Raw genomic sequence first — 23,415 nt, forward strand, 5'->3', positions numbered from 1 at the left:
TATTTTATCACAAAATCACTAAAATTTTACTGTATGTTTTTTTGAAGAGATAAAATAAATATAAAATACTAAAATTAAAGAAGAAAGTATTAAAGGAATTATTTTTTCATTTAAAGAAATACTAGGAATAAAACAAAATAAAGTTAAAAAGCTTTTTGTTGTAATTGCAATAAAAGAAGCTATTTTACCAACAAATGAAATTGGAAAAATTATTAATATAATGTCTAAAAATATTATAATTGCTATTATTGGAGATAATAAAGGAGTTAATAATATTCCTAATAAAGAAAATGAATTAAAATATAAAATAGAAAATGGGAGTACTCCAATGAAAGCAGATATTGGTATTAAAAGTTCGTAGTGTTTGGGATTATACTTTAAAGTTAATAGTATCATAAAAGTTGCAGAATAACTCATTTGAAACCCTGGATTTAGTATTGATTCGGGAAAAAGTAATAAGTTTAAATAACCAATAAAACTTAAAATATTTAATGGTTCATAATAATAATCAAATAATTTAAAAATATTTATTGTTATTAAAAATAAAACTGCTCTAACAGAACTTGGAGAAAATCCAGTAAAGATTAAGTATAATAATAAAAAAGGTAAAACTAATAATATTCTTAAATTTCTTTTGTATATTACATGTGATATTAAGAATGAAAAGATAAAATAAATAATATAAACATGCATTCCTGAAACAGCAAATAAGTGGAGAGTACCCGTTTGTTTAAAGAGATTTTTATTTTTAATTCCTCCCATAAATGAAGAAATTAAAATATCCTGTTCATCTTTATTTGAAACAGCTTTTTGTATATTTTTTATTGCGATATCTTTTAAATGAAAGATTGTAGTTTTGTATCCTGGTGCAATATAATCTACTCTTAATTTATTTTCTAAAGTTCCATGTATATAAACATCTTTACCACAATAAATTGGTTCAATTGAAAATTTATTATAATAAAAAGTATATGTTTTTCTTACTTTGTTCCATTTTTTTGTATATATTGAATTTGTCAATATTGTGTATTGATTGTCTCTTTTGTTTATTATTTTCCCATTTATTCCAACTTCTCCCTTATACTTAAAGGGAGTAAAGAAAAATGCTGGTATTATAAATAATAATATTAACTTTCTTCTAAAAGATTTTTTTTCAAGCAAAAAAAGCAAAACAACTGCAATTAAGGCAATTGTTTTGCTTATATATGTAAGTAATATTATTAAAGAGTATAATAAAAAAACATTAAAGAAAAAGGACATTAAATATTTAAACACCCCATGGCAAGAGATGCAAGTTTTGCTTCTGAATTGTCTGCTCTTGATACAATTACAATAGGAGCTTTTGCACCTAAAACTAATCCAGCTATATTTCCTCCGCCAATATAAATAGCTGATTTTCCAAGAACATTTCCAACCATTATATCTGGAGCAACTAAAATATCAGCATGTCCAGCAACTTCACCTGAAACTTTTTTAATCTTTGCTGCTTTTTCACTTAAAGCATTATCAAGAGCTAAAGGACCATCAACAATACAACCCTTTATTTGACCTCTTCTATTCATTTGAGTTAATATAGCAGCATCCATAGTTGGCTGCATATCTTGATTTACAACTTCAACGTGTGCCAATATGCCAACCTTTGGAGTTTCAATTCCAAGAGATTTTGCAAGTTTTACAGAGTTATTTATTATAGCTACTTTTTGTTCAAGTGTTGGATAAGGGATCATACCGCCATCTGTAACCATTACTAATTTTTCAAGAGCTGGAGTATCAAGAACAGCAACATGAGATAGAACACTACCAGTTCTAAGTCCCCATTCTTTATTTAAAGCTGCCTTTAAAAGATAAGCTGTTTTTACAAGACCTTTCATTAAAACATCTGCTGCTCCAGATGAAACTAATCTAACTCCTTTTTCAGAAGCATCAATATCTCCATTTGCTTCAACTATATCAAAATCTTTTCCAACTTCTTTTAAGTTTGATTTTATCTTTTCAACATTTCCAACGAGAACTGGTTCTACAAATCCTTCGTCATATGCCATTGAAACAGCTTTAACTGCTTCTAAATCTTCTGCTCCAACAACAACAACTCTTTTTTTACCTTTTGATTTAGCCATTGCTATTAATTCTTTAAAATCTTTCATATAAAGCCTCCTTATAGTTATTCTCATAACTATTTTACACTAAATATGAAAAAATTTTCAATCAGTATAAGAAGACATTATTGAGAATATTTAAAAATAAATGTCAATTTAAAACATTTATCTCAAATTTTGCCCTTCCTAAAATTTCATATTTTGATCCTTCTTTCCAAACTTCACCAAAGTATCTTATTTTTTTACCTTTTAATTCATATAAGTTGAAATTTTTAAAAAAAGCATTAAATTCAGCTTGTCTAATAGAAACTACGAAATCATTTTCATTTGAATAAATTTTGTAAAAACTTCCAGAGCGTCCAACATTACCAACAGTAAATTCTATCCATCTTATTTTTCCTATATCTTTCTTTGTCAATTGTTTTGGTGTTTTTATTATGGTATTATCATTATATTTTGAAAAAATACCATTTTTATGTTCAAAAGCATATTCATAAGCTTTTATGAAGATTTCTTTGTTTTTTGAAGAGTCATCATAAAAAAGAGGCCTTGCCAAACCATTTTTTAAAAGTTCTTCATTTAAAAAATGATATTTTCCATCTTTTTTATAGTAAATGTATCCAAGTAGTCTTCCATAATTTCCATATTTATCTTGATCAAAATCCAAGTAAACAACATCTTTACTGTATACTTTTACACATTTTCTTGTATAATAATAAGCTTCCGTTCCATATTCACCAAGTGGTTTTGAACTAACATGTGTTTCTGGTGTGTCTATTCCTATGAATCTAACACTCGTTGGTTGACCATCATCTAATACTTTAATAGTATCTCCATCAGCAATATCTAAAATAGAAAAACTTTCATAACCATTTGGAGTTAAAATTTTTTTATTTTGTTGTTTTGCACAACCAGTAAAAAGTAATGCAATAACAATTAAAAAAGCAAATATCAAGTTTCTTAATTTCATTTTTACAACCTCCCAAATTTTTATTCTTTAGAATATCAACTTTATCACATTTTTTGAAAAAAAACAAATAAATTAATAAAAAAAGTTGATGTTAATTTTAAATATAAAGTATAAAATTGTAAAAAACATGATTAAAACTAAATATTTGTAAATAATTAGAATTTACAAACTTTACTTTGCTTAATATTAATTTTAAAAAACTTTTACTTTATGTTATAATGTACTCCTATGTAAAAATATATAATAATTCGAACACAATAAAAACTGGGAGGGATTAACGTGAAAAAAGTTTTAACATTATCGGTATTAGTGGTAGCCATATTAATGGTATTTACAGGATGTTTACCAAAGACAAAATTTGGTACAGCTACTTTAAAAACGATACCTGAACTGAGAACATTAATTATGAATAACAAAGATACTTGGACAGATTTTGATGCAAAAGATAGACTTTATGAAACAGAAGGAACCGTAGCTTATGAATATGTTTCGAATTCTGATTCTACTAAAAATTATGTTTATGTTGTTGATGATAAAGGAAATGGTATAAAATTATCTTATTTACACAAAAATGAATATGAAAATTTATTTAATGTAAATGATAAAATAAAAATAAAAGGTGTTCCATACTACAAAACTTGGGATGATCCTAATGTTTATGAATTGAGAATGGATATAAGCAACTATGGAACAATAACTGTATTAGAAGCAAATCATGGTATTGTTTTAAGCAGTGCAAAAAATCAAACTTCATCTTTAACGGGTTCTAATTTTGCAAACTTAATAAAGTTCACTGGAAAGTATGTAGATTCTGATCAATTTCAAAATAAAAACTTTACTTTAGCAAATGGAGATACTATTGTAATTGATTCCCATTCAACAATAGGTACATTAACTCCAAACTCTACATATACAGTAACAGGTGTAGTTGGCCAAAGTTTTGGTTACAGGGTATTCACATCAGATGCAAGTTGGACAACTCTTTTAGAAGCAGCACCACCAGCACCAACACCTGAATCAACTTATACAGGAATCGAAAAAGTAAAAAATGATTTTTTAACTAATTCTGCAAGTAATACATTTAAAAACATTGAAGGTAAGTTGTTTATATAAAGAGTGGAAAGCCTTACTTAAACGATGATAAAACTGGTATATATGTGAATTATTCAATTTCTGGAATAAATATTGGAGACAAAATAAAGATAGACGGTGAAATTTATCAAGATACATATAATCATAACTTTAGATTTAAAAACATAACTTCTCCTTCTACAACAGTAAGTACAGGAAATACAATAAATTATTTTACACTTGACAAAGAATTGTGGAGCAAAAATGATTGGGATACAGCTGTTGTTTGGGGACAAAGAATAGTTAAAGTAAAAGGTACTTTAAAACCAATTGATGGAGATAATTATAACTATGAATTTACTTATACAACTTCAACTGGTGATGCAACAATGTTAGCTTATTCAAAATCAATAATAGATGATGCAAATGGAGGAGCTTTAACAACAACTAAAGATGCTACATTAATTGGTATTTTAGAAAAATACAAAAATCAATGGGAAATCAAACCAAGAACTAAGGATGATGTAGAATTTTAATGGAGGATAAAAAATGAAAAAAACAATTTTATTTTTAATTTTAACACTTTTTGTAGTAACGATTTTTGCAAGAGGAACAGTGATGTCTGTTTTGGGATTGTACACTTTGAACTTGGATGACAAAAATACATTTTCAAATCCATTTCCAATACTATACTTTAAGTCTGAATTAGCTCCAAATCTTGAATTGAAGTTTGATTATTATTTGGGCCTTTCTCCAAGATATTCATTTAAAGTAGATGAGAATGGTGAATATGATTTGCCTATACCAAATCATTACTCTTTAAATTATACGACAAGAAATTTATTTTTAACTGTAGGAAATCCAAAGTTTAAAAGTTATTCTTATGATTTTATCAAAGAAGATGGTTTTAGAATAGGTGGATTTAAAGATGATTTAGCTACTGGTATTGGTGGATATTTAAAAGCTGGCATTTTAAAGCTTGGAGGATACTACAACTTAAACTACAGTTACTTTGAAACTGATGAAAGTAGAAAAGATGGTGATGATTCATATGCTTTAATGGTTGGTATGGATTCAAGATATCAAAGATTGATGGGATATCTTTCAAAAGATAAGTATGGTAAATTAAACTTGTCTATTGATGGATACCACAGTTTTAAAGTAAATAGAAAAACTAACTATCAATTTTATTATGGTGCAGGATATGCTGTAAATGCTACAGATGATATGCAAAATGATTTAACAGAACTTTCAAGTATTATTACTACACCAAAGATTATTGCAGGTATGAGAATGTATACAAAACCTGTTTATGTAAAGGGATTATTTTATTATAATTTAGATACAAATGGAAAGAACAATTATCATATACAAGTCGATGGTGCAAATGATAGTCCTAATGGAAAAACATGGTTATATGACTTTAAATTTGGATATCAATTACAAAAACCATGGACAATTGAAGGATTTATAAGAGGAAACTCTAAAGATGAAGGAATATTAACAGATTATATAACTGATTATGGAGCTACATTAATTGGTGATTATTTTTCTATAACCTTTGCAATGAAAGATGCAAATGGTAGAACAGATGGAAATCAAAATATTGTAATCTCATTTTCTACTTGGAATGATTTTGCATTTTTAGATGGAGCACTTTTAGGAGATTAATTTAAAATATCGTATATTTAATATTGAGTCGTTTGCCAGAGCAAACGACTTTTTTAAACAAAAAGGAGGAACACTTTTGAAAAAAATTTTATTATACACTTTTTTTATAATTTTAATACTTGTATTATCTTCATGTTTACCGCATTCAAACAATAATGAAGTTTTAACAGGAGATGTATTATTTGACAATGCACACTCACAAACAGCAGGGAATGCAGACTGGACAATAACAGGAGGTTTTTCTGATTTTGCAAATGATATAAAAAAAATAGGTTTAAATGTACAACAATGGGGTAATGATGAAACAGGATCTAGTCAAAGAGATGATGATGCACCAATAACCTATGACACATTAAAAAATTTTAAGGTTTATATAATACCAGAACCAAATAAACCTTTCACAAGTCAAGAACAAGCAGATATAATAAAGTACATAAATGATGGAGGAAGTGTCTTTTTTATAAGCGATCACATAAGAGCAGATAGAAACAATAACGGATGGGATGCAGTACAAATATTCAATGGTTTTAAACGAGGAACTCATACAATAGAAAATAAAAATAATTATACAGATGATTTTGTAGGGAAATTAGGATTTAGATTTAGGGAAGTTCAATACAGTCAAGATCCAATAACAAACATGAAAACACATGAAATAACAAACGGAGTAACACAAGTTGGAATGTGGGCTGGTTCAACACTGTATATAAAAGATAGCAATATAAATGGATTAGTTTATTTAACAAATGAAAATAGTGGACCATATGTAATAGCGGGAACATATGGAAAAGGAAAGTTTGTTGCAATAGGAGATAGTTCACCAATAGACGATGGAAGTGGTGCAGACAGTAAATTGTACGATGGATACAATGATTTAGATGATGCTAAACTTTGTATGAATATAATAAAATGGTTGAATAAATAAATTTAATAATAACTATTAAATTTGAATAAAATATTAAAAAGGTGTATAATTGTTATACCAATATAAAAGGGGGTAGTATAAATGTTAAGAAAAACACTTGTTTTTATGCTTATCATTATTAGTGTTTTTGTACTGGCAGATGTACAATTACAAATTTTAGCAACGTCAGATTCTCATGGAAGATTTTTACCTTATGATTATGCAGTTAACTCAGAAAATAATGCGGGTAGTTTAGCACAGGTTTATACTGTTGTTAAAAAATTAAGAGCAGAAAATCCTAATACTATATTGATAGATGTTGGAGATACCATACAAGATAACTCTGCTTCATTATTTATAAATGATGCAGTAAATCCTATGATGCTTGCTTTAAATGAAATAGGATACGATGTTTGGGTGCTTGGAAATCATGAATTTAACTATGGAATTCCTGCACTTGAAAAAGTAATGAAACAATTTAAACATCCAGAGAATCTTCTTGGTGGAAATGTTTATAAACCAGATGGAACAAGATTAGCTAAACCCTATACTATTATAGAAAAAGATGGTATAAAAGTTGGAATTATTGGTATGGTAACTCCAAATATAAAAAAATGGGATGCTTCAAACTTAGCTAATTATAAAGTTACAAATCCTATTGATGAAACAAGAGAAGCAATAAAAGAATTAAAGGGAAAGGTTGATATTATAATTGCAACAGAACATATGGCTTTAGATGATGAATACGATGTTAAGGGATCTGGTGCTCTTGATGTTATAGCAGCTAATCCTGAAATTAATGTTTTTGTAGCAGCACATGCTCATGTTAAAATAGCAAATGAATATTATTATAAAGGTAAGTTATACAAGGAAAATGAATTAACAGACGAAATTAAAAATAATGGTACATTAATTGTTGAACCTTATAAATGGGGAAGAACTATATCTCAAGTTTTAATAAACTTTAAAAAAGAAAATGGGAAGTATGTTGTTGAAAGTAGAAGTTCGAAAAACATAGATATGAAAGCAAAACATGGTAATGAAGTAGAAGTTGTTCCAGCAGATAAAACTTTAGAAACAGAACTTCAACCATATAATGAAAGAGCAATTAGCTATGCAGAAAAAGTTTTTGGAGAAATGAAAGGTGGAAACTTAGTACCAGATAACACAATAAAAGGTAGTTGTATTGCAAAATTACAACCAAATGCTATGATTGATTTAATAAATAAAACACAAATGAAATATGGAGAAAGAATTGCTGGCAGAAAAATTGATGTAGCTTCAGCTGCGGTTTTTAGAGAAGATTCTAATATAAAAGAAGGAAAAATTGCCAATAGTGATATGGCTTTAATTTATAAATATGATAATACATTGTATGTTCTTGAAATTAAAGGTAAACAGTTAAAAGAATATATGGAATGGTCAGCAGCATATTATAATCAATTTAAAGATGGTGATTTAACTATATCATTTAATCCAGATATAAGAGGATATAATTATGATATGTTTAATGGTGTAAAGTATGAAATTGATATATCTAAACCAGCTGGTCATAGAATAGTTAATTTAAGAAAAATGGATGGAACACCAATAAAAGATACAGATGTTTTAACCTTAGCTGTAAATAATTATAGAGCTAATTCACAGTTATTAAAACCAGGAGCAATTTTTAAAGATGGTGAAGATTTACCTAAATTATTGGGTAAATCAACAGATGTTCCAGAATTTGTTGATGGAAGAATAAGAGATCTTTTAAGAAAATATATTAAAGAAGAATTAAATGGTGTTTTAACGCCTAAATATGATAATAATTGGAAGATAATAGGATATAAATGGGATCCAAAATATAGAGCAGCTGCAATAAAATTAATAAATGAAGGTAAAATAAATCTAATTGCTGCAGGTAGATCTTCTTCTAATTCAGTTTCTGTGACTAAGAAAGATGTTGATGCTTTAACAAGTTCTTATATGATAAAAGAAGGAGATACCTTAAGTTCAATTGCAAAAAAAGTAGGAAGTAATTATATGTATCTTGCAGAATTGAATGGAATTTCAGCACCTTACGTTATTCATGTTTATGATGAACTTTTAATACCTAAAAAATAAACTATAAATATAACGGGAGCTTTGCTCCCGTTTTTTTGGAGGAAAAATGAAAAAAAAACCTGAAATAATAGTTGTTTTATCAGTGTTATTTGTATCTATATTTTTAATGTTTTATTCACCATACGAAATTATGGAAAAGAAAAAATATCAAGAAATTACTGATTATAAATATGCAAAAGCAAAAGTTTTAGAGATTATAGAAGATACGACTAAAGACAAAGTGAAAAATGATGTTTCTCATATGAGATATCAAAAATTTAAATTAGAAATTCTTACTGGACCACATAAAGGAGAAAAATATATAATAAACCATGCAATTGAAATTATAGATGTTTATTATATTCTTGTAAAAGAAAAAGACAGTATAATTATTTCATATACTGAAAATGATAAAAATAAAATTATGACTATTTCTTTGTATGAAATAAATAGAGAAAAGTATGTGTATGGAATAATTTTAATATTTTTTATTTCATTAATAATTATAGCTAAAATAAAAGGATTAAAATCATCATTGACGCTATTTTTTACAGCTATAGTAATAATAAAAATACTTTTACCTATGATTTTAATGGGATATAATCCAATAAATTTAACTATTATTTTGTGCAGTTTTATAGCTTTAGGTACATTATTGATTATAGGTGGAGTTAATAAAAAATCTTTTTCTGCAATAATAGGAACTATGGGAGGATTAGCAATATCTGGAATTATAGCTGCTATTATAGGAAATTTATCAAGGGTTTCAGGTCTTGCAGGAGATAGTGCAAGAATGATAAAATTTTTGCACAGAGATTTACAATTAGATTTTAAAGGAATATTATTTTCTGCCATATTAATAGGAGCACTTGGAGCTGTAATGGATGTAGGACTTTCAATTGCTTCAGCATTAAATGAAATTGTTAGCGTTAAACCAGATATAAGTAATAAAAATTTAATAAAATCTGGTATGAACGTTGGAAAAGATATAGTTGGATCAATGTCAAATACATTAATTTTAGCTTATGTTGGTGGTGCTTTACAATTACTTATTTTGTTTTTAGCAACTAAAACTCATTATATTCAATTAATAAATATCGAATTAATATCTTCAGAAATTATAACTGCAGTTTCTGGAAGTATAGGGTTAATTTGGAGTGTTCCATTAACTATTTTAGCTTTTGTTTTATTGAGAAATAAAAATAAAAAATGATAAAAAATCCCAGTATTGCTGGGGTTTTTTATTTTTTTAATATATATGTTATAATAAAAATTAGAGGTGATAAAAGTGAAGAAATTGCCAATAGGAGTACAAGACTTTAAAGAGTTAATAACAGATTATATATACATAGATAAAACAAAATATTTATATGAATTAATAACAAGTGGAAAATTTTATTTTTTATCACGCCCAAGAAGATTTGGTAAGAGTTTAACAGTATCAACACTTTACTATCTATTTAAAGGAGAAAAAGAATTATTTAAAGGAACATACATATATGATAAATGGGAGTTTAAAGAGTATCCAGTAATAAAAATAGATATGTCAGATAATACATTAACAACATATGAAGAATTTATAAAATCATTATATGATAAAATAAATGAATTATATAAAGAAGAAGAACTGACACCAACAACAGATGATTTGCCAACAATGTTTGGGAATTTAATAAAGAAATTAAGCCAAAAGTATGAAGAAAGAACGGTAATACTAATAGATGAATATGAATCTCCAATATTAGAACATCTAAACAACAAAGAAGAAGCAGAAAAAGTAAGAAGATTTTTAAGAGAGTTCTATAAAAAAATAAAATCAAAAGATGAATACATAAAGTTTGTATTCATGACAGGAATAACAAAGTTTACAAAAACAGGAGTATTTTCAGCATTAAATAACTTGAACGATATATCATTAGATAAAACATACTCGCAAATGTTGGGATATACACAAGAAGAATTAGAAGAAAACTTTAAAGAACATATAAAAGAAACAGCAATTGAAATGAAGATGGAAGAAAAAGAGTTATTAAAAAACTTAAAGATGTACTACAATGGATTTTCATTTGATGGAGAAGATAGTGTATACAATCCATTTTCAATACTACAATTTTTCAAAAAAAGGAAGTTTCAAAACTATTGGTTTGAAAGTGGATCACCATCATTTTTGTATGAATACATAAAAGGAAAGAAGATAAGATATGAAGACTTAGTGAAGTATCCAGTGAGTGAACTCGACTTTTCAACTCGAGAAATAGAAGAAGCAAATGCAAGTATATTCTTTACACAATCAGGATACTTAACTTTTAAAGGAAAAGAACAGTATGGAATGGAATATGAATACCTATTAGACTATCCAAATATAGAAGTAAAGAACAGCTTTTCAAAGATGATATTAGAAGCAAACTATGAGCTTGAAAGAGGAAAAATAAAAGAAATAAACAAAACAGTGTGGAAAGCAATAAAAGAAAAAGACATAGAAGGAATAATAAAAGAAATAAAAAGAATAATAAGTGCAATCCCATACAACTTGCATAAAAAAGAAGAAAGCTACTATCATTCATTGATATACACAATACTTGCATCAGCAGGACTGAACGTAACAGCAGAAGAATTAACGAACTTAGGAAGAAGCGATATAGTAATAGAAGAAGACGTCATATACATAATGGAAATAAAGATAGACAAAAGTGCAGAAAAAGCTTTAAATCAAATAAAAGAAATGAAGTACTATGAAAAGTACAAAGAGAAAGAAATTTATATAATAGGAATAAACATAAACTCAGAAAAAAGAAACATAGACGAATACAAAATAGAAAAGATATAATCCCAGCGGGTGCTGGGATATTTTTTTATAAAAAATCGTAAAAAGCGTGAAAATAATGATGGGAAATAGTGAAAAAATAAAACACCGAAATTTTTGATATTAATATTTCATTAATAATGAAAAGTTAAATTAAAATATTTATAAAAAATTAATATTTAATAAAGTTTCACAAATTTTTATCATGAAAATAATTAATAATAACATTATAAAAAATATAAAATTTAAATTCACAAATATTAATAGTTAATATAAAATTAATAACATAAAAAAATGAAACAAACGATATAAATTAATCAAAAAAACATTATATTTAGGTAAAAATATTTATTTGTTTAGTAAAAATAGTTGATTTTTTTTTTTGATATAATGTTTGTGTAAGTAAAGGAAAAATGATTAATTAATTTATCGAATTAAAATAAAAATTATAATATTAAAATATTTGTGCACAAAAATACAAATTGGAAAAAGAGGAGTTTGAATGTTTAAATTAGTAGGAACATTAGGAATTCCAAATTCTGTAGCAGGACTTCTTGCAGGAGGAATAGGGGCTATTGCTACTGAAGGTGGAATGTCTGCATTTATTAATACTGTAAAAAATATAATTATGAGTAAAGGAAAAGCTGCTGCAATATCTTGGTAATGAATTCCCCCATAATATTTATATAAATATTATGGGGATTTAAGGAGATTTTTTATGAATTTAGTAGAATTATTATTAATAAGGTTAAAAAATAGAGTAAAAATACAATTTGTAAAAACATCTAAAATATTTAAGTTATTAGAAAAAAGGTGCTTTGAAGGTATGAGTATTATTTTTGTTTCACATATGAAAGAAATACAAAAAAATTTTTCTGATAGATTCTTTTATTTTGAAAATAATATTTTGAGGGAGGAAAAAGAAAATGTTGAACTTTTTTAAAGAAAATAAAAATTATATTATTTTCTTTGTTATTTTAACCGTTATTTTTGCAGTACTTTTTTTCATTATTAAAAATGATATTTATAGACTTTTGTCTTTTATTGTTTATTCTGTTGTTGGAACACTATCTTTTAAATTTTTTTCAACAGCCAAAGCTATTAATACTGTTAAAAAGGGGGATATAAATGAAAACAAAAAATGATGGATGTTTGACATCTTTTCTTGTGTTTATAATAGTTATTTCTGGTATTGCTCTTCTTATTAATATAATATTTATTAATAATCCATCATCAAACTTATCTGTTTCGCATACATTAGTTATGAATAATTTAATTTTAACTTCTCTTCAAATAGTTGCAGCGTTGTTAATGCTTATGAGAGAAAAGATAGGCGTATATATGTATATATTTATAGGTATTACAAATGCAATTATAACTTTTATATTTGGAAAAAATTTAAAAATGACTTTAATATCTATTGCTTTTTTAATGATTCCGTATATAATATTATACTTTTTGCTAAGAAGAAATAAAAAAATGAATAGTGCAAAAAATATTGATTAATGAGTAAGATATTTTTTTATTAAAAAATAACTTCAAAGTAATTTGATACTTTTATTAAAGTATTTTTTTACTTTGAAGTTATTTTAATATTATCCTTTAACAGCACCTGAAGTTAAACCAGCTACTATTTTCTTTTGGAATACAAGAACCATTATAACGAGTGGTACGGTAATTATAACAGATGCAGCCATTAACTGGCCCCAAGGTACTTCATATTGAGACTTTCCTGAAAACATTGCTATTGCAACAGGAACAGTATACATATTTGTTTCTGTTATAAAAGTAAATGCAAATAAAAATTCATTCCATGCAGCTATGAATGTTAATAATCCAGTAGTTACAAATGCAGGAATTGATAATGGAATAACAATTCTCCAAAGCGTCATAAATTTTGAACAGCCATCTATATAAGCTGATTCTTCTATTGATGCTGGTAAATCTCTAAAAAAGTTTTGTAAAATCCAAGTTGTTAATGGTAAATTTATTGCAATATAAGGTATAATTAATCCCCAATAATGGTTTATTAAGTTTAGATTTCTTAAAATTTTAAATAAACCTCCAAGGATTGAAATTTGTGGGAACATACTAACAGCAAGTATTAAAGACATTATTGCAATCTTTCCTGGAATTTTAAGCCTTGCAACTGAATATCCTGCAAATGCTCCAAAGATTAAGCTCAATATTGTTGTTGTTCCAGCAACTATTATAGAGTTCCAAATGTATCTTAAAAATGGTCTTTCTGAAAATACTAATATATAATTTGAAAAAGTAAATCTTTTATCGTCTATATCTAAACCTATAATATTTGTTTTATCCTTTAATTCTTTTACGGAACTTAAATCTGCTTTAATAGGTATAATTTTATTTAATTCTTTAACTTGATAATTAGCATTTTTTGTTTCTTGAATAGTTTTTACAATGTTTATTAATTTTTCAGAATATTCAAATCTTGCACCGTTTATATATAAAGAGTTTCCCATTTTCATATATTCGATTTCTTTAGTTTCTTTATAATCATTTAAAACATCTTTTAAATTAGTAATATAATTTATTTCAATTCCATTTACAACAATAACTCTTATTTTTCTTTTAACTTTAAACTCAACAGGGTTATTTTTATCAATCTTATTTAATACATTTATTAATTGAGAAGAGTTTTTTATTTTTATTCCATTTACTTCTTTTATTATGTCTTTCATTTTAAAGTTTGCTTTATTTGCGATAGTATTTCCATGAACACTATTGACAACAGCACCACTTTCAAAGGTGATACCTAAATTTTCTCTAAATAAGTATTTATTAGATGTTATTGAACTCAATATTGACCAAACAAAAGGAAAAATATAAAATATTATCATTATAAAAACTAATATATAAAGAAAAGTTTTTTCTATATTTCTTTTTGTTTTCATTCCCATTTTCATAGTATCACCTCCTTAATCCATCTTTAATTTCATAGTTTTCATATAAACAAGTGAAAATATTCCAATTATTATAAATATAACAACAGCAATTGCTGAACCATAACCATAGTAACCTTTTGGACTAAAAATTTTATCCATTAAAACGTGTCTGTTGTATACAGACATTGTTTCTGTTCCAAGAGCTCCTTTTGTCATTATATATACAACGTCAAAAACTCTTAAAGAATCAAGCGTTCTAAAGATTAAAGCAACAGCAATTGTTGGTCTTAATAATGGAAAGGTGATAGATGTAAATTGTTTCCATTTGTTTGCTCCATCTATTCTTGCAGATTCATATAATTCTGATGGTATTATTTGTAATCCTGCAAGTAATAATAAAGCCATAAAAGGTGTTGTTTTCCATATATCAACAGCTATTATTGCATTCATTGCAAGACCAGGAGTTCCTAAAATAGGTGTTCCTTGAGGGATTATGCCTAAGTTATACAATAAATGGCTTATAAAACCATATTGGTCTTCATACATCCACTTCCACATTTGAGAAGATATTGCAGTAGGTATTGCCCAAGGAATTAAAATGGCAGCACGTACAAGACCTCTTAGTTTAAAACTTGCATTTAAAATTAATGCAGTTATTAAACCAAGAAAAAATTCAAAAGAAACTGCAATTGCAGTAAAATAAAGTGTATTCCAAAAGGATGCAACAAATCTTTTGTCTTGAAATAATTTTATATAATTTTCTATTCCAACAAATTTTTTAATTGAATCTGGTCTTAAGGAAAACTTAAAAAAACTATCAATTATAGTTTGTATAAGTGGGAAAAATGCTGTTATTAATATAGCAATTAAAGCAGGAAGTATTAACCAAAATGCAAGTTTAACATCCTTTTTCTTGTATGAATGCATAATACACCTCCATCATAAAAATCAAGAGGGACGAAACTCGCCCCTCAAGTTTATTAATTTTTTAATAATTAATTATGTCTCTTAATTCGTCTGATAATTCTTTTAGAGCTGTTCTTGCAGATTTTACGCCAGTTAATACGTCATATACATGTCTTTGAATAGCATCTGAAACTTCTGAATAAACAGGAGTTACAGGTCTTGGTTCAGCATTTATGAATACATCGTATAAATTAACCATGAAAGGATTTGCTTCTTTTATTTTAGAATCAGAATATGCAGCTTTTAATGTAGGGTTTTGACCAGAATTAACTGCTTTATAAACTTGTTGATCATAGCTTGTTAAGAATTTTATGAATTTTTTTGCAGCCATTACTTCATCATCAGTTGCATATTTATTTATAGCAAGATTCCATCCACCTAAAGTTGCTGAATGTCTTCCGTTTGGAGCCATAGGTAATGGCATAACTCCAACTTTCCCTTTTATAACTGAGTCATCAGCATTTGCAAGAGACCAAGCATATGGCCAGTTTCTCATGAATACAGCATCACCATTTTGAAAAATTCTTCTTGATTCTTCTTCTGCATAAGTTGTAACACCTTTTGGTGTAACTCCTTCATCGATTAAACCTTTCATGAACCACAATGCTTGTGTTGCTTTTTTTAGATTATCAGGATCATCAAGAACAACTTTTCCGTTTTCTATTACTTCAGCACCAAAAGAATGAATATATTCCATAGCATCACAAACTAAACCTTCATATCTTTTTCCTTGCCATACGAATCCATTTATATTTTCTTTATCTGAAATGTTTTTAGCAATAGTTAAAAGTTCATACCAAGTCTTTGGTGGTTTATAGCCATATTTTTCAAGTAAGTCTTTTCTATAATATAAAAGACCAGCATCTGTAAACCAAGGTATACCAACTAATCTTCCATTAACGGTATTTGATTTAACTGTACCAGGAAGAAATTTATCAATATTAAAGTAATCTTTATCGTTTGTTAGATCTACAAAGAATGGAGCAAATTCTGCTGGCCATACAACATCAACCATAAATATTGTAGGTGTTTTTACTTTTGCAGCAAGCCAATTTGCATAATTATCATGTCTTGAATCAGATTCATTTTGTAGAGGAATGATCTTAATGTTAATATCTGGGTTAGCTTTTTCAAAAACTGCTATTTGTGCATTTAAAACTTCAAGTTCTTTTCCAACGGCTCCAGCAGCCATAGTTACTGTTGTTGAAAAAGCACTGACAACTAAAACAAGAATGAAAATAAATGACAACGTTTTCCTCATGAAGTACACCTCCCTAATTTTTTACTACGGTTATATTATAATATGGTAATTTCTTTTTTACATTTATATTATACAGTTATTAATAATGGTTAATAGAAAATATTTAATATTATAGTCAATTATATTAATATTTCTTTATTAAATTATTGTATTCTTAAAAATATACTTCGAATATTGATATTATGTTGGTATATAATTAATACAAATAAAAAAGAGGTGATTGTATTGGATATAATATCTTGTGGTGAAATATTAATAGATATGATTTCTAAAACGTATGAAAGTTCTTTGAGAAATGTAAAAGATTATGAAGTTCATATTGGAGGTTCTCCATCAAATATTGCAATTAATTTATCTAAGCAAGGATTTAAATCATCTATTATAAGTAAAATTGGAAATGATTTTTTTGGTAGGTTTATAAAAGAAAATTTAGAAAAAAATGGTGTTGAAACTTCTTTATTATCAGTTGATGAAAACGTTAACACTGATATAGTTTTTGTATTGAAATCAAAAAAATCTCCTGATTTTTATCCATATAGGTCAGCTACACTTAATATGATTGACCATAATTTACCAAGAACAAAAATTTTTCATTTTTCATTTTGGGCTTTATCTACAGAAAAAAATTTAAAAAATACCATTAAAATTTTAAATGAAAGTAAAAATGCTTTTATAGGTTTTGATCCAAATTATAGAAAAATATTAGATAAAACAAATAAAAGCATAATAGATATATTAAAAACAATACTTCCAAAGGTTAATATAATAAAACCATCAGAAGATGATGCTGAAAGTATATTTGGGAAAATGAATACCAAAGATTATATAAAAAAGTTTCATGAACTTGGAGCAAAAAATATTATTTTAACTCTTGGAAAAGATGGATATATAATTTCTAATGGTAAGAAAGAGAAAAAATATACTTCTTATGCAAAAGAAGTTATTGATACAACGGGAGCGGGAGATGCTTTTTGGTCTGGTTTTTATATTGGTATATTAAACAATTTAAATATTTTTGAAGCTTCAAAATTAGGGAATGCTTTTTCAGCTGAAAAAATAAAAAAAGTTGGAGCAGTAATTGATTTGAAAAGTTATAAAGAAATAGCAAAAGAATATGAGATAGGAGGGATTTTATGAGAGTGGCATTTTTAAACCCACAAGGAAATTTTGATGAAAAAGATTCTCATTTAACAGAACATTCGGATTTTGGTGGACAATTAATTTATGTAAAAGAAGTGGCAATGGCTTTATCAAAGATGGGAATTGATGTTGATATAATAACAAGAAAGATTGAAGATGAAGAATGGCCTGAATTTTCTAAATCTATTGATAGATATGAAGGATATAATAAATTAAGAATTATAAGATTGCCTTTTGGTGGAAAAAAGTTTTTAAATAAGGAACAGCTTTGGGATTATATTCCACAATATGTAGATGAAATAATAAAATTTTATGGAAATAAAATGCCAGATTTTTTTACAGCTCATTATGGTGATGGTGGATATGCTGGTGTATTATTAAAACAAAAAACAGGAATAAATTTTTCTTTCACTGGACATTCACTTGGAGCTCAAAAATTAGAAAAATTGGGTATGAATATGAAAAATTTTGAAACTATGGATAAAAAATATCATTTTTCAAAAAGAATTTCTGCTGAAAGATATAGTATGAAATATGCTTCTAAAATAATTACTTCAACAAATCAAGAAAGATCTGAACAGTATTCACATTATTTATATAGAGATAGTATAAATGTGGAAGATAAAAAGTTTAAAATAATTCCTCCGGGAGTAAATTTAAAAATTTTTAATACTGAATTAGAAAGTTTAAATTTAAAATTAAAGGATAAAAAACCTCATATAATTCTTTCAAGCAGATTAGATGAAAAGAAAAATCATTTAAATGTTGTAAAGGCTTATGCGAGTTCAAAAAAATTGCAAGATCTTTCTAATTTATCAATTTTTTTAAGAAATATAGAAAATCCATATGATTTAAAAAATATTTCAGAAAAGGAGAGAAATATTCTTGAACCAATTATAAGTATAATTAGGGAAAATAATATAGAAGATAAAGTTTTTTTCTTTGATCTTAAATCTCAAAAAGATTTAGCTGGAGCTTATAGATACTTTGCACAATTGAATTCTGTTTTTTCTTTAACAGCATTTTATGAACCATTTGGGTTGGCTCCAATAGAAGCCGCAGCTTGTGGTTTAGCTATTGTTGCAACTAAAAATGGTGGGCCTTCAGAAATATTTGAAGATGGTTCAGGTGTTTTAGTTGATCCGTTTGATGTTGAAGATATTAAAATAGGTTTATTAAATGGTATAAAAAATGCAGAAAAATATAAAGAACTTGGTAGAAAGAGAGTATTAGAAAATTATACGTGGGAGAAAACAGCAAAAAATTATCTTATAGCTATTGAAGAAGGCATGAAAGAAAATATAAATATAAATGATCAACTTGAGCTTAATTCATATAGTTTAATAAAAAGTTTTTTAAAATTAAAAATGGAGGAAAATAATGAATAAGATAAAAGACCTTTGGAAAGGTATTTATCAGAGTATAGATGGATTTGATGAATTAGAAAATTTTCTTAATAATGAAAAAAAGAAAAAAATAAAACCAATAATTTGGGATGAAAACTTAGTCATGTACTCATTATATGTTGATTTATTTTCAAAAGATTTTAATGGAATGATAGAAAAATTAAATTATTTTGAAGAACTTGGAATAAATGTTCTTTGGATATTACCTATTTTAAGTTCTCCCATGAATGATCAAGGGTTTGATATATCTGATTTTAAATATATTAGAAAAGATTTAGGAGGAAATGAATCTTTTATAGAATTTATAAAAAAAGCTCACGAGAAAAATATAAAGATTATTTTTGATGTAGCAATAAATCATACTTCTATAGAACATTATTGGTTTAAAGAAGCAAGAAAATCAAAAACTTCAAAATACAGAAATTATTATATCTGGAATTCTAATACAAACAAGTATACCAAAGCAAGATTGTTATTTGAAGGTATGGAAAGTAGTAATTGGACTTATAATGAGAATACAAAAGATTATTATTTTCATAGATTTTATAAGTTTCAACCAGATTTAAATTATAAAAATCCTAAAGTTTTAATAGAAATGATAAAAAATTTAATGTATTGGAGAGAAAAAGGTGTTGATGGATTTAGAATGGATGCGGCACCATTTTTATGGAAAGAAGAAGGAACTTTATGTGAAAACCTTCCTCAAACTCATGAAATTTTAAAAATATTTAGAAGATCATTTGATTATGTAACTGAAGGGACAAAATTTATAGCTGAAGCAAACCTTGAACCTAAAAGTGTTATAGAATACTTTGGGGATGGTGATGAATGTAATATGGCTTATAATTTTCCATTAATGCCAAAATTTTATTTAGCTATAAAAGAGTCAAATGGAAATTATATAATTGATTCTTTAAAAGAACTTCCAAATATACCTAAAGGTTGTAAATGGCTGAATTTTTTAAGGTGTCATGATGAATTAACTCTTGAATTTTCTTCGGAGTTAGAAAGGAAAAAAATGAATAAGTATTTTTTAAAAGAAGATCTTTGGAAGTTTAGAAAGGGTTTGGGTATTGCAGGAAGAATATATAATATGTTTGATGGAGATGTAAAAAAAATACTACTTATTCATTCATTAATGTTTTCTATTGATGGAGTTCCTATTATTTATTATGGTGATGAAATAGGTCAAGAAAATGATTTAGATTTTTATAATAAAATGCAAAATAAAACAGGATATGCGGATGCAAGATACTTGAATAGAGGAATGTTGAATACTGAAAAATTAAATTTATTGAAAGATAAAGAAAGTGATAGTTATAAAATATTTAATGGAATAAAAAATTTAATAAAATTAAAAAAATATTCAGATGTAGTTTTAAGGTATAATTTTAAAGATGGAGTCTTTATTTCAGAAATGAATAATATTATATCATACAATAATCTTACAAATAAAAAGGTTAGTATAAATGGTATTAAACTTAATGAATATGAGTATAGATGGATAAAAAAATAATAAAAAAAACAATAATTTTGAAATGTACCCGAAGTAAGTATTGGGTAAAAAAGAGGAAAAAGAGAAAAACAAAAAAATAAGAATGTAAAAAATGATTCCTGTATTAACAGGAGTCATTTTTTTAAATCACATTAAGGTTTAAAATAAATGTAAAAAATTCAAACTTTTGAAATTGATATTGTGTTAATAATAAAAAGTTAAAACGAAATGTTTATAAAAAATAAATATTTAATATAATTTCACAAACTTTTATAATGAAAATAATTAATAATAACATTAGAAAAAATATAAAGATTAAATTCACAAATATTATTAGTTAATATGAAATTAATAACATAAAAATGTAAAAGCAATGATATAAAATAAACAAATTATATTTCAGTTTAGTAAAAATGTTTGTTATTTTATAAAAATAGTTGATTTTTTTTTTTTTTTTTTTTTTTGATATAATTTTTATGTAAAAAAAGAAAAATGATTATTGAATTTATTGAATTAAAACGAATAAAAATTATAATATTGAAATATTTGTGTGCACAAATATAAATTGAAAAAGGAGGAGTTTGAATGTTTAAATTAGTAGGGACATTAGGAATTCCAAATTCTGTAGCAGGGCTTGTTGTTGGTATAATTTCTGGTGCAAGCTGGACATTTTTAATAATAAGTCTTGTAGCAGGACTTCTTGCAGGAGGAATAGGTGCTATTGCTACTGAAGGTGGAATGTCTGCATTTATTAATACTGTAAAAAATATAATTATGAGTAAAGGAAAAGCTGCTGCAATATCTTGGTAATAAAATCCCCCATAATATTTATTTAAATATTATGGGGATTTAAGGAGATTTTTTATGAATTTAGTAGAATTATTATTAATAAGATTAAAAAATAGAGTAAAAATACAATTTGTAAAAACATCTAAAATATTTAAGTTATTAGCAAAAAAAGGTTCTTTTTTTGCTTTTTTTATGATAATTTTATTTAAAATAATAATTTCAATATCTATGTCTTTATTTTTATATAAAACTTTTTATTATGAAACTCATAAAGTATATTGGACTTCATTCATTTTTTTAGGTTTATATTTTAATGCTATAGTATATGGAATGGTATCTTATAAAAGAACATATTTTCCTATAGATATATCTATTTTAAAAAGTTCACCATTGGAAGATAGAAACATTTATTTGTTTGTTTTAATAGAAGAATATGTTTGGCATTGTTTAAATTCAATAGAATTTTATTTGTCATCTTTTCTTTTTTTACTTTTTATTAATTTGCACCATTTATTATTTTTTACATATATTTTTATTTTAGGTTTATCAAGTTCTTTTTTTATTTTTGTTTTTTTTAATATTTTATATGGTAACTATAAAATTTCTCTTATAAAAAATCCAATAGGAATTTTTAGATTTATTTTATATGGTATAAATTCAGTTTTATTTTTTGAATTTGGTGTAATTTTAACAAAATTCATATATGTACCTACAATGCTATATAAAAAAATTTTATTTCCGAACAATAAGTTAAGTTTATCAGATAATACTCTTAAAATTCTTGAAAATTCTTTAATAAATGATTGGCTTAATCCAATTAAAGAATACTTTTTTTATTTATTTAATTCAACAATTGACATAAGTAAAGAATTCTACAATTTTATTTCATTGAGATATTTAATTTTTTTGATATTTGGAATAATATTGTTTTTTATGATAAAAATTTTTTCACCAAAATATAATAAAAATATTTTTATAAAGTCTGTAGAAATAAATAAAAAAGATTTTTTATTTATTTATGTATTAACATTAAAAAAAGTGAATTCAGTTTTTAATAATAAAAATTTTTTGGTTGAAAAAGAGTTAAATATAATAAAAAATAGTCGATGGCTTGTATCTCCTTCATTTTACTCTAAAATTATTGCAAATTATGACTTTTATTTTATGACAGGGGTTATTATAACAAATTTCAAATATATAAATAGTATTGGATATATTATAAGCTTAATATTATTGTTCAATGTATTACTGATTTTTAATCAAGTAACCGAATTAAGACGTGACCATTTGTTTATTTATACACTTTCATCAGAGAAAAGAAATATAAATTTAGTAAAACTTTCTGGTAATTCAATTGATATTGTTTATAAATCAAAATTAAATTTAATGAGATTAAACTTATTAGTTCCATCAATAATTACCTTTTTTATAAGTTTATACTTAACTATAGAAAAAATAAATTTTATGAATTATAATTTTTATTTATGTATTATTACTTCAATATTTACTTTAGTTTATATGATTTGGTTTGCTCCAATATCTGTACTATATATAGAACCGATGTTTTCAAGATTTGATTATAAAAATACAGAAGAGCTTATAGATAAAAGAATTGAAGAAAATATTTATGAAAAGATATTAAAAATCCCAAGATTAATTTTATTCACTCCAGTTTTATTAATTCTATATTTCAATGTGTTTTTTAATTATCTTGATAAAATTAAAAATTTTTTTCCATTTATTTTTTTAATTTATTTTGTTATAATAAGTGTAACCTTCAATTATTTTTTTAATTATATAAAAGAAAAAGGTATAAAAAAGGTAGATGGTGAAAATATTTATGTTTAAT

The 23,415-nt window shown here is 25.4% G+C and carries 22 protein-coding genes; 16 read left to right on the forward strand and 6 right to left on the reverse strand.

The genetic code is table 11. The features are described from left to right. Window positions 1-18 precede the first annotated feature (18 nt). From IGS63_RS04400 to IGS63_RS04410, 3 genes are all read right to left on the reverse strand, one after another. Window positions 19-1,260 carry a ComEC/Rec2 family competence protein gene (locus IGS63_RS04400; protein WP_190615787.1) on the reverse strand — a complete coding sequence of 414 codons (1,242 nt, stop codon included), beginning with the start codon at window positions 1,258-1,260 and terminating at the stop codon, window positions 19-21. Then, window positions 1,260-2,144, reverse strand: a complete 885-nt coding sequence (locus IGS63_RS04405; RefSeq protein ID WP_190615788.1) for a bifunctional enoyl-CoA hydratase/phosphate acetyltransferase — start codon at window positions 2,142-2,144, stop codon at window positions 1,260-1,262. The genes IGS63_RS04400 and IGS63_RS04405 overlap by 1 nt, the downstream gene beginning before the upstream one ends. Window positions 2,145-2,247: 103 nt before the next feature. Next, the gene (locus IGS63_RS04410; protein ID WP_190615789.1) at window positions 2,248-3,066 is read right to left on the reverse strand and encodes a thermonuclease family protein; all 819 of its coding nucleotides are present in this window, start codon (window positions 3,064-3,066) and stop codon (window positions 2,248-2,250) included. Between the two features lie 279 nt (window positions 3,067-3,345). On the opposite strand from IGS63_RS04410, the gene IGS63_RS04415 reads away from it, so the two are divergent. From IGS63_RS04415 to IGS63_RS04465, 11 genes are all read left to right on the forward strand, one after another. Further along, complete coding sequence (locus IGS63_RS04415) at window positions 3,346-4,179, forward strand: hypothetical protein (protein WP_190615790.1); 834 nt, start codon at window positions 3,346-3,348, stop codon at window positions 4,177-4,179. 44 nt (window positions 4,180-4,223) lie between these two features. Next, window positions 4,224-4,673: a hypothetical protein gene (locus IGS63_RS04420; RefSeq protein ID WP_190615791.1), complete on the forward strand. Its 450-nt coding sequence runs from the start codon at window positions 4,224-4,226 to the stop codon at window positions 4,671-4,673. Window positions 4,674-4,686: 13 nt separating this feature from the next. Then, complete coding sequence (locus tag IGS63_RS04425; RefSeq protein ID WP_190615792.1) at window positions 4,687-5,808, forward strand: hypothetical protein; 1,122 nt, start codon at window positions 4,687-4,689, stop codon at window positions 5,806-5,808. 76 nt (window positions 5,809-5,884) lie between these two features. Next, window positions 5,885-6,733: a hypothetical protein gene (locus IGS63_RS04430; protein ID WP_190615793.1), complete on the forward strand. Its 849-nt coding sequence runs from the start codon at window positions 5,885-5,887 to the stop codon at window positions 6,731-6,733. Window positions 6,734-6,814: 81 nt separating this feature from the next. After that, complete coding sequence (locus tag IGS63_RS04435; protein ID WP_190615794.1) at window positions 6,815-8,818, forward strand: 5'-nucleotidase C-terminal domain-containing protein; 2,004 nt, start codon at window positions 6,815-6,817, stop codon at window positions 8,816-8,818. A gap of 46 nt (window positions 8,819-8,864) precedes the next feature. Then, complete coding sequence (locus IGS63_RS04440; RefSeq protein ID WP_190615795.1) at window positions 8,865-10,010, forward strand: YibE/F family protein; 1,146 nt, start codon at window positions 8,865-8,867, stop codon at window positions 10,008-10,010. 75 nt (window positions 10,011-10,085) lie between these two features. Further along, window positions 10,086-11,624: an ATP-binding protein gene (locus IGS63_RS04445; RefSeq protein WP_190615796.1), complete on the forward strand. Its 1,539-nt coding sequence runs from the start codon at window positions 10,086-10,088 to the stop codon at window positions 11,622-11,624. A 478-nt stretch (window positions 11,625-12,102) separates the two neighbouring features. Further along, on the forward strand, window positions 12,103-12,264 hold the full coding sequence (locus IGS63_RS04450) for an uberolysin/carnocyclin family circular bacteriocin (RefSeq protein ID WP_190615797.1): 162 nt from the start codon (window positions 12,103-12,105) through the stop codon (window positions 12,262-12,264). A 54-nt stretch (window positions 12,265-12,318) separates the two neighbouring features. Further along, on the forward strand, window positions 12,319-12,543 hold the full coding sequence (locus IGS63_RS04455; RefSeq protein ID WP_190615798.1) for a P-loop NTPase family protein: 225 nt from the start codon (window positions 12,319-12,321) through the stop codon (window positions 12,541-12,543). After that, window positions 12,527-12,745 (forward strand): hypothetical protein, encoded by a 219-nt coding sequence (locus tag IGS63_RS04460; protein WP_190615799.1) that lies wholly within the window; start codon window positions 12,527-12,529, stop codon window positions 12,743-12,745. The genes IGS63_RS04455 and IGS63_RS04460 overlap by 17 nt, the downstream gene beginning before the upstream one ends. Further along, complete coding sequence (locus IGS63_RS04465) at window positions 12,729-13,106, forward strand: hypothetical protein (protein ID WP_190615800.1); 378 nt, start codon at window positions 12,729-12,731, stop codon at window positions 13,104-13,106. The genes IGS63_RS04460 and IGS63_RS04465 overlap by 17 nt, the downstream gene beginning before the upstream one ends. An 89-nt stretch (window positions 13,107-13,195) precedes the next feature. Here IGS63_RS04465 and IGS63_RS04470 read toward each other — a convergent pair whose 3' ends face one another. From IGS63_RS04470 to IGS63_RS04480, 3 genes are all read right to left on the reverse strand, one after another. Beyond that, window positions 13,196-14,530: an ABC transporter permease subunit gene (locus IGS63_RS04470; RefSeq protein ID WP_190615801.1), complete on the reverse strand. Its 1,335-nt coding sequence runs from the start codon at window positions 14,528-14,530 to the stop codon at window positions 13,196-13,198. Window positions 14,531-14,542: 12 nt separating this feature from the next. After that, entirely contained in the window at window positions 14,543-15,436 is an 894-nt protein-coding gene (locus IGS63_RS04475; protein ID WP_190615802.1) for a carbohydrate ABC transporter permease, read from the reverse strand. Window positions 15,437-15,497: 61 nt separating this feature from the next. Beyond that, complete coding sequence (locus IGS63_RS04480; protein ID WP_190615803.1) at window positions 15,498-16,736, reverse strand: ABC transporter substrate-binding protein; 1,239 nt, start codon at window positions 16,734-16,736, stop codon at window positions 15,498-15,500. Window positions 16,737-16,961: 225 nt separating this feature from the next. Between IGS63_RS04480 and IGS63_RS04485 the strand changes: the two genes are divergently transcribed. The 5 genes from IGS63_RS04485 to IGS63_RS04505 all read left to right on the forward strand — a co-directional run bounded on the left by IGS63_RS04485 (window position 16,962) and on the right by IGS63_RS04505 (window position 23,414). After that, the gene (locus IGS63_RS04485) at window positions 16,962-17,873 is read left to right on the forward strand and encodes a carbohydrate kinase family protein (protein ID WP_190615804.1); all 912 of its coding nucleotides are present in this window, start codon (window positions 16,962-16,964) and stop codon (window positions 17,871-17,873) included. Next, entirely contained in the window at window positions 17,870-19,264 is a 1,395-nt protein-coding gene (locus IGS63_RS04490; protein WP_190615805.1) for a glycosyltransferase, read from the forward strand. Before IGS63_RS04485 ends, IGS63_RS04490 begins: the two co-directional genes overlap by 4 nt. Further along, window positions 19,257-20,798 carry an alpha-amylase family glycosyl hydrolase gene (locus IGS63_RS04495; RefSeq protein ID WP_190615806.1) on the forward strand — a complete coding sequence of 514 codons (1,542 nt, stop codon included), beginning with the start codon at window positions 19,257-19,259 and terminating at the stop codon, window positions 20,796-20,798. Before IGS63_RS04490 ends, IGS63_RS04495 begins: the two co-directional genes overlap by 8 nt. Window positions 20,799-21,362: 564 nt before the next feature. Beyond that, on the forward strand, window positions 21,363-21,587 hold the full coding sequence (locus IGS63_RS04500) for an uberolysin/carnocyclin family circular bacteriocin (RefSeq protein WP_190615807.1): 225 nt from the start codon (window positions 21,363-21,365) through the stop codon (window positions 21,585-21,587). Window positions 21,588-21,641: 54 nt separating this feature from the next. Continuing rightward, on the forward strand, window positions 21,642-23,414 hold the full coding sequence (locus tag IGS63_RS04505) for a hypothetical protein (protein ID WP_190615808.1): 1,773 nt from the start codon (window positions 21,642-21,644) through the stop codon (window positions 23,412-23,414). Window position 23,415: the final 1 nt, after the last annotated feature.

The organism is Tepiditoga spiralis, assembly GCF_014701195.1.
Taxonomy (GTDB): domain Bacteria; phylum Thermotogota; class Thermotogae; order Petrotogales; family Petrotogaceae; genus Tepiditoga; species Tepiditoga spiralis.

What these genes read in the sequence shown, in the direction of transcription:
- IGS63_RS04475 (WP_190615802.1), bottom strand. Translation starts at nt 15,436, where the DNA reads ATGCATTCATACAAGAAAAAGGATGTTAAACTTGCATTTTGGTTAATA.
- IGS63_RS04500 (WP_190615807.1), top strand. Translation starts at nt 21,363, where the DNA reads ATGTTTAAATTAGTAGGGACATTAGGAATTCCAAATTCTGTAGCAGGG.
- IGS63_RS04425 (WP_190615792.1), top strand. Translation starts at nt 4,687, where the DNA reads ATGAAAAAAACAATTTTATTTTTAATTTTAACACTTTTTGTAGTAACG.
- IGS63_RS04480 (WP_190615803.1), bottom strand. Translation starts at nt 16,736, where the DNA reads ATGAGGAAAACGTTGTCATTTATTTTCATTCTTGTTTTAGTTGTCAGT.
- IGS63_RS04495 (WP_190615806.1), top strand. Translation starts at nt 19,257, where the DNA reads ATGAATAAGATAAAAGACCTTTGGAAAGGTATTTATCAGAGTATAGAT.
- IGS63_RS04410 (WP_190615789.1), bottom strand. Translation starts at nt 3,066, where the DNA reads ATGAAATTAAGAAACTTGATATTTGCTTTTTTAATTGTTATTGCATTA.
- IGS63_RS04505 (WP_190615808.1), top strand. Translation starts at nt 21,642, where the DNA reads ATGAATTTAGTAGAATTATTATTAATAAGATTAAAAAATAGAGTAAAA.
- IGS63_RS04435 (WP_190615794.1), top strand. Translation starts at nt 6,815, where the DNA reads ATGTTAAGAAAAACACTTGTTTTTATGCTTATCATTATTAGTGTTTTT.
- IGS63_RS04455 (WP_190615798.1), top strand. Translation starts at nt 12,319, where the DNA reads ATGAATTTAGTAGAATTATTATTAATAAGGTTAAAAAATAGAGTAAAA.
- IGS63_RS04400 (WP_190615787.1), bottom strand. Translation starts at nt 1,260, where the DNA reads ATGTCCTTTTTCTTTAATGTTTTTTTATTATACTCTTTAATAATATTA.
- IGS63_RS04465 (WP_190615800.1), top strand. Translation starts at nt 12,729, where the DNA reads ATGAAAACAAAAAATGATGGATGTTTGACATCTTTTCTTGTGTTTATA.
- IGS63_RS04450 (WP_190615797.1), top strand. Translation starts at nt 12,103, where the DNA reads ATGTTTAAATTAGTAGGAACATTAGGAATTCCAAATTCTGTAGCAGGA.
- IGS63_RS04405 (WP_190615788.1), bottom strand. Translation starts at nt 2,144, where the DNA reads ATGAAAGATTTTAAAGAATTAATAGCAATGGCTAAATCAAAAGGTAAA.
- IGS63_RS04490 (WP_190615805.1), top strand. Translation starts at nt 17,870, where the DNA reads ATGAGAGTGGCATTTTTAAACCCACAAGGAAATTTTGATGAAAAAGAT.
- IGS63_RS04440 (WP_190615795.1), top strand. Translation starts at nt 8,865, where the DNA reads ATGAAAAAAAAACCTGAAATAATAGTTGTTTTATCAGTGTTATTTGTA.
- IGS63_RS04460 (WP_190615799.1), top strand. Translation starts at nt 12,527, where the DNA reads ATGTTGAACTTTTTTAAAGAAAATAAAAATTATATTATTTTCTTTGTT.
- IGS63_RS04470 (WP_190615801.1), bottom strand. Translation starts at nt 14,530, where the DNA reads ATGAAAATGGGAATGAAAACAAAAAGAAATATAGAAAAAACTTTTCTT.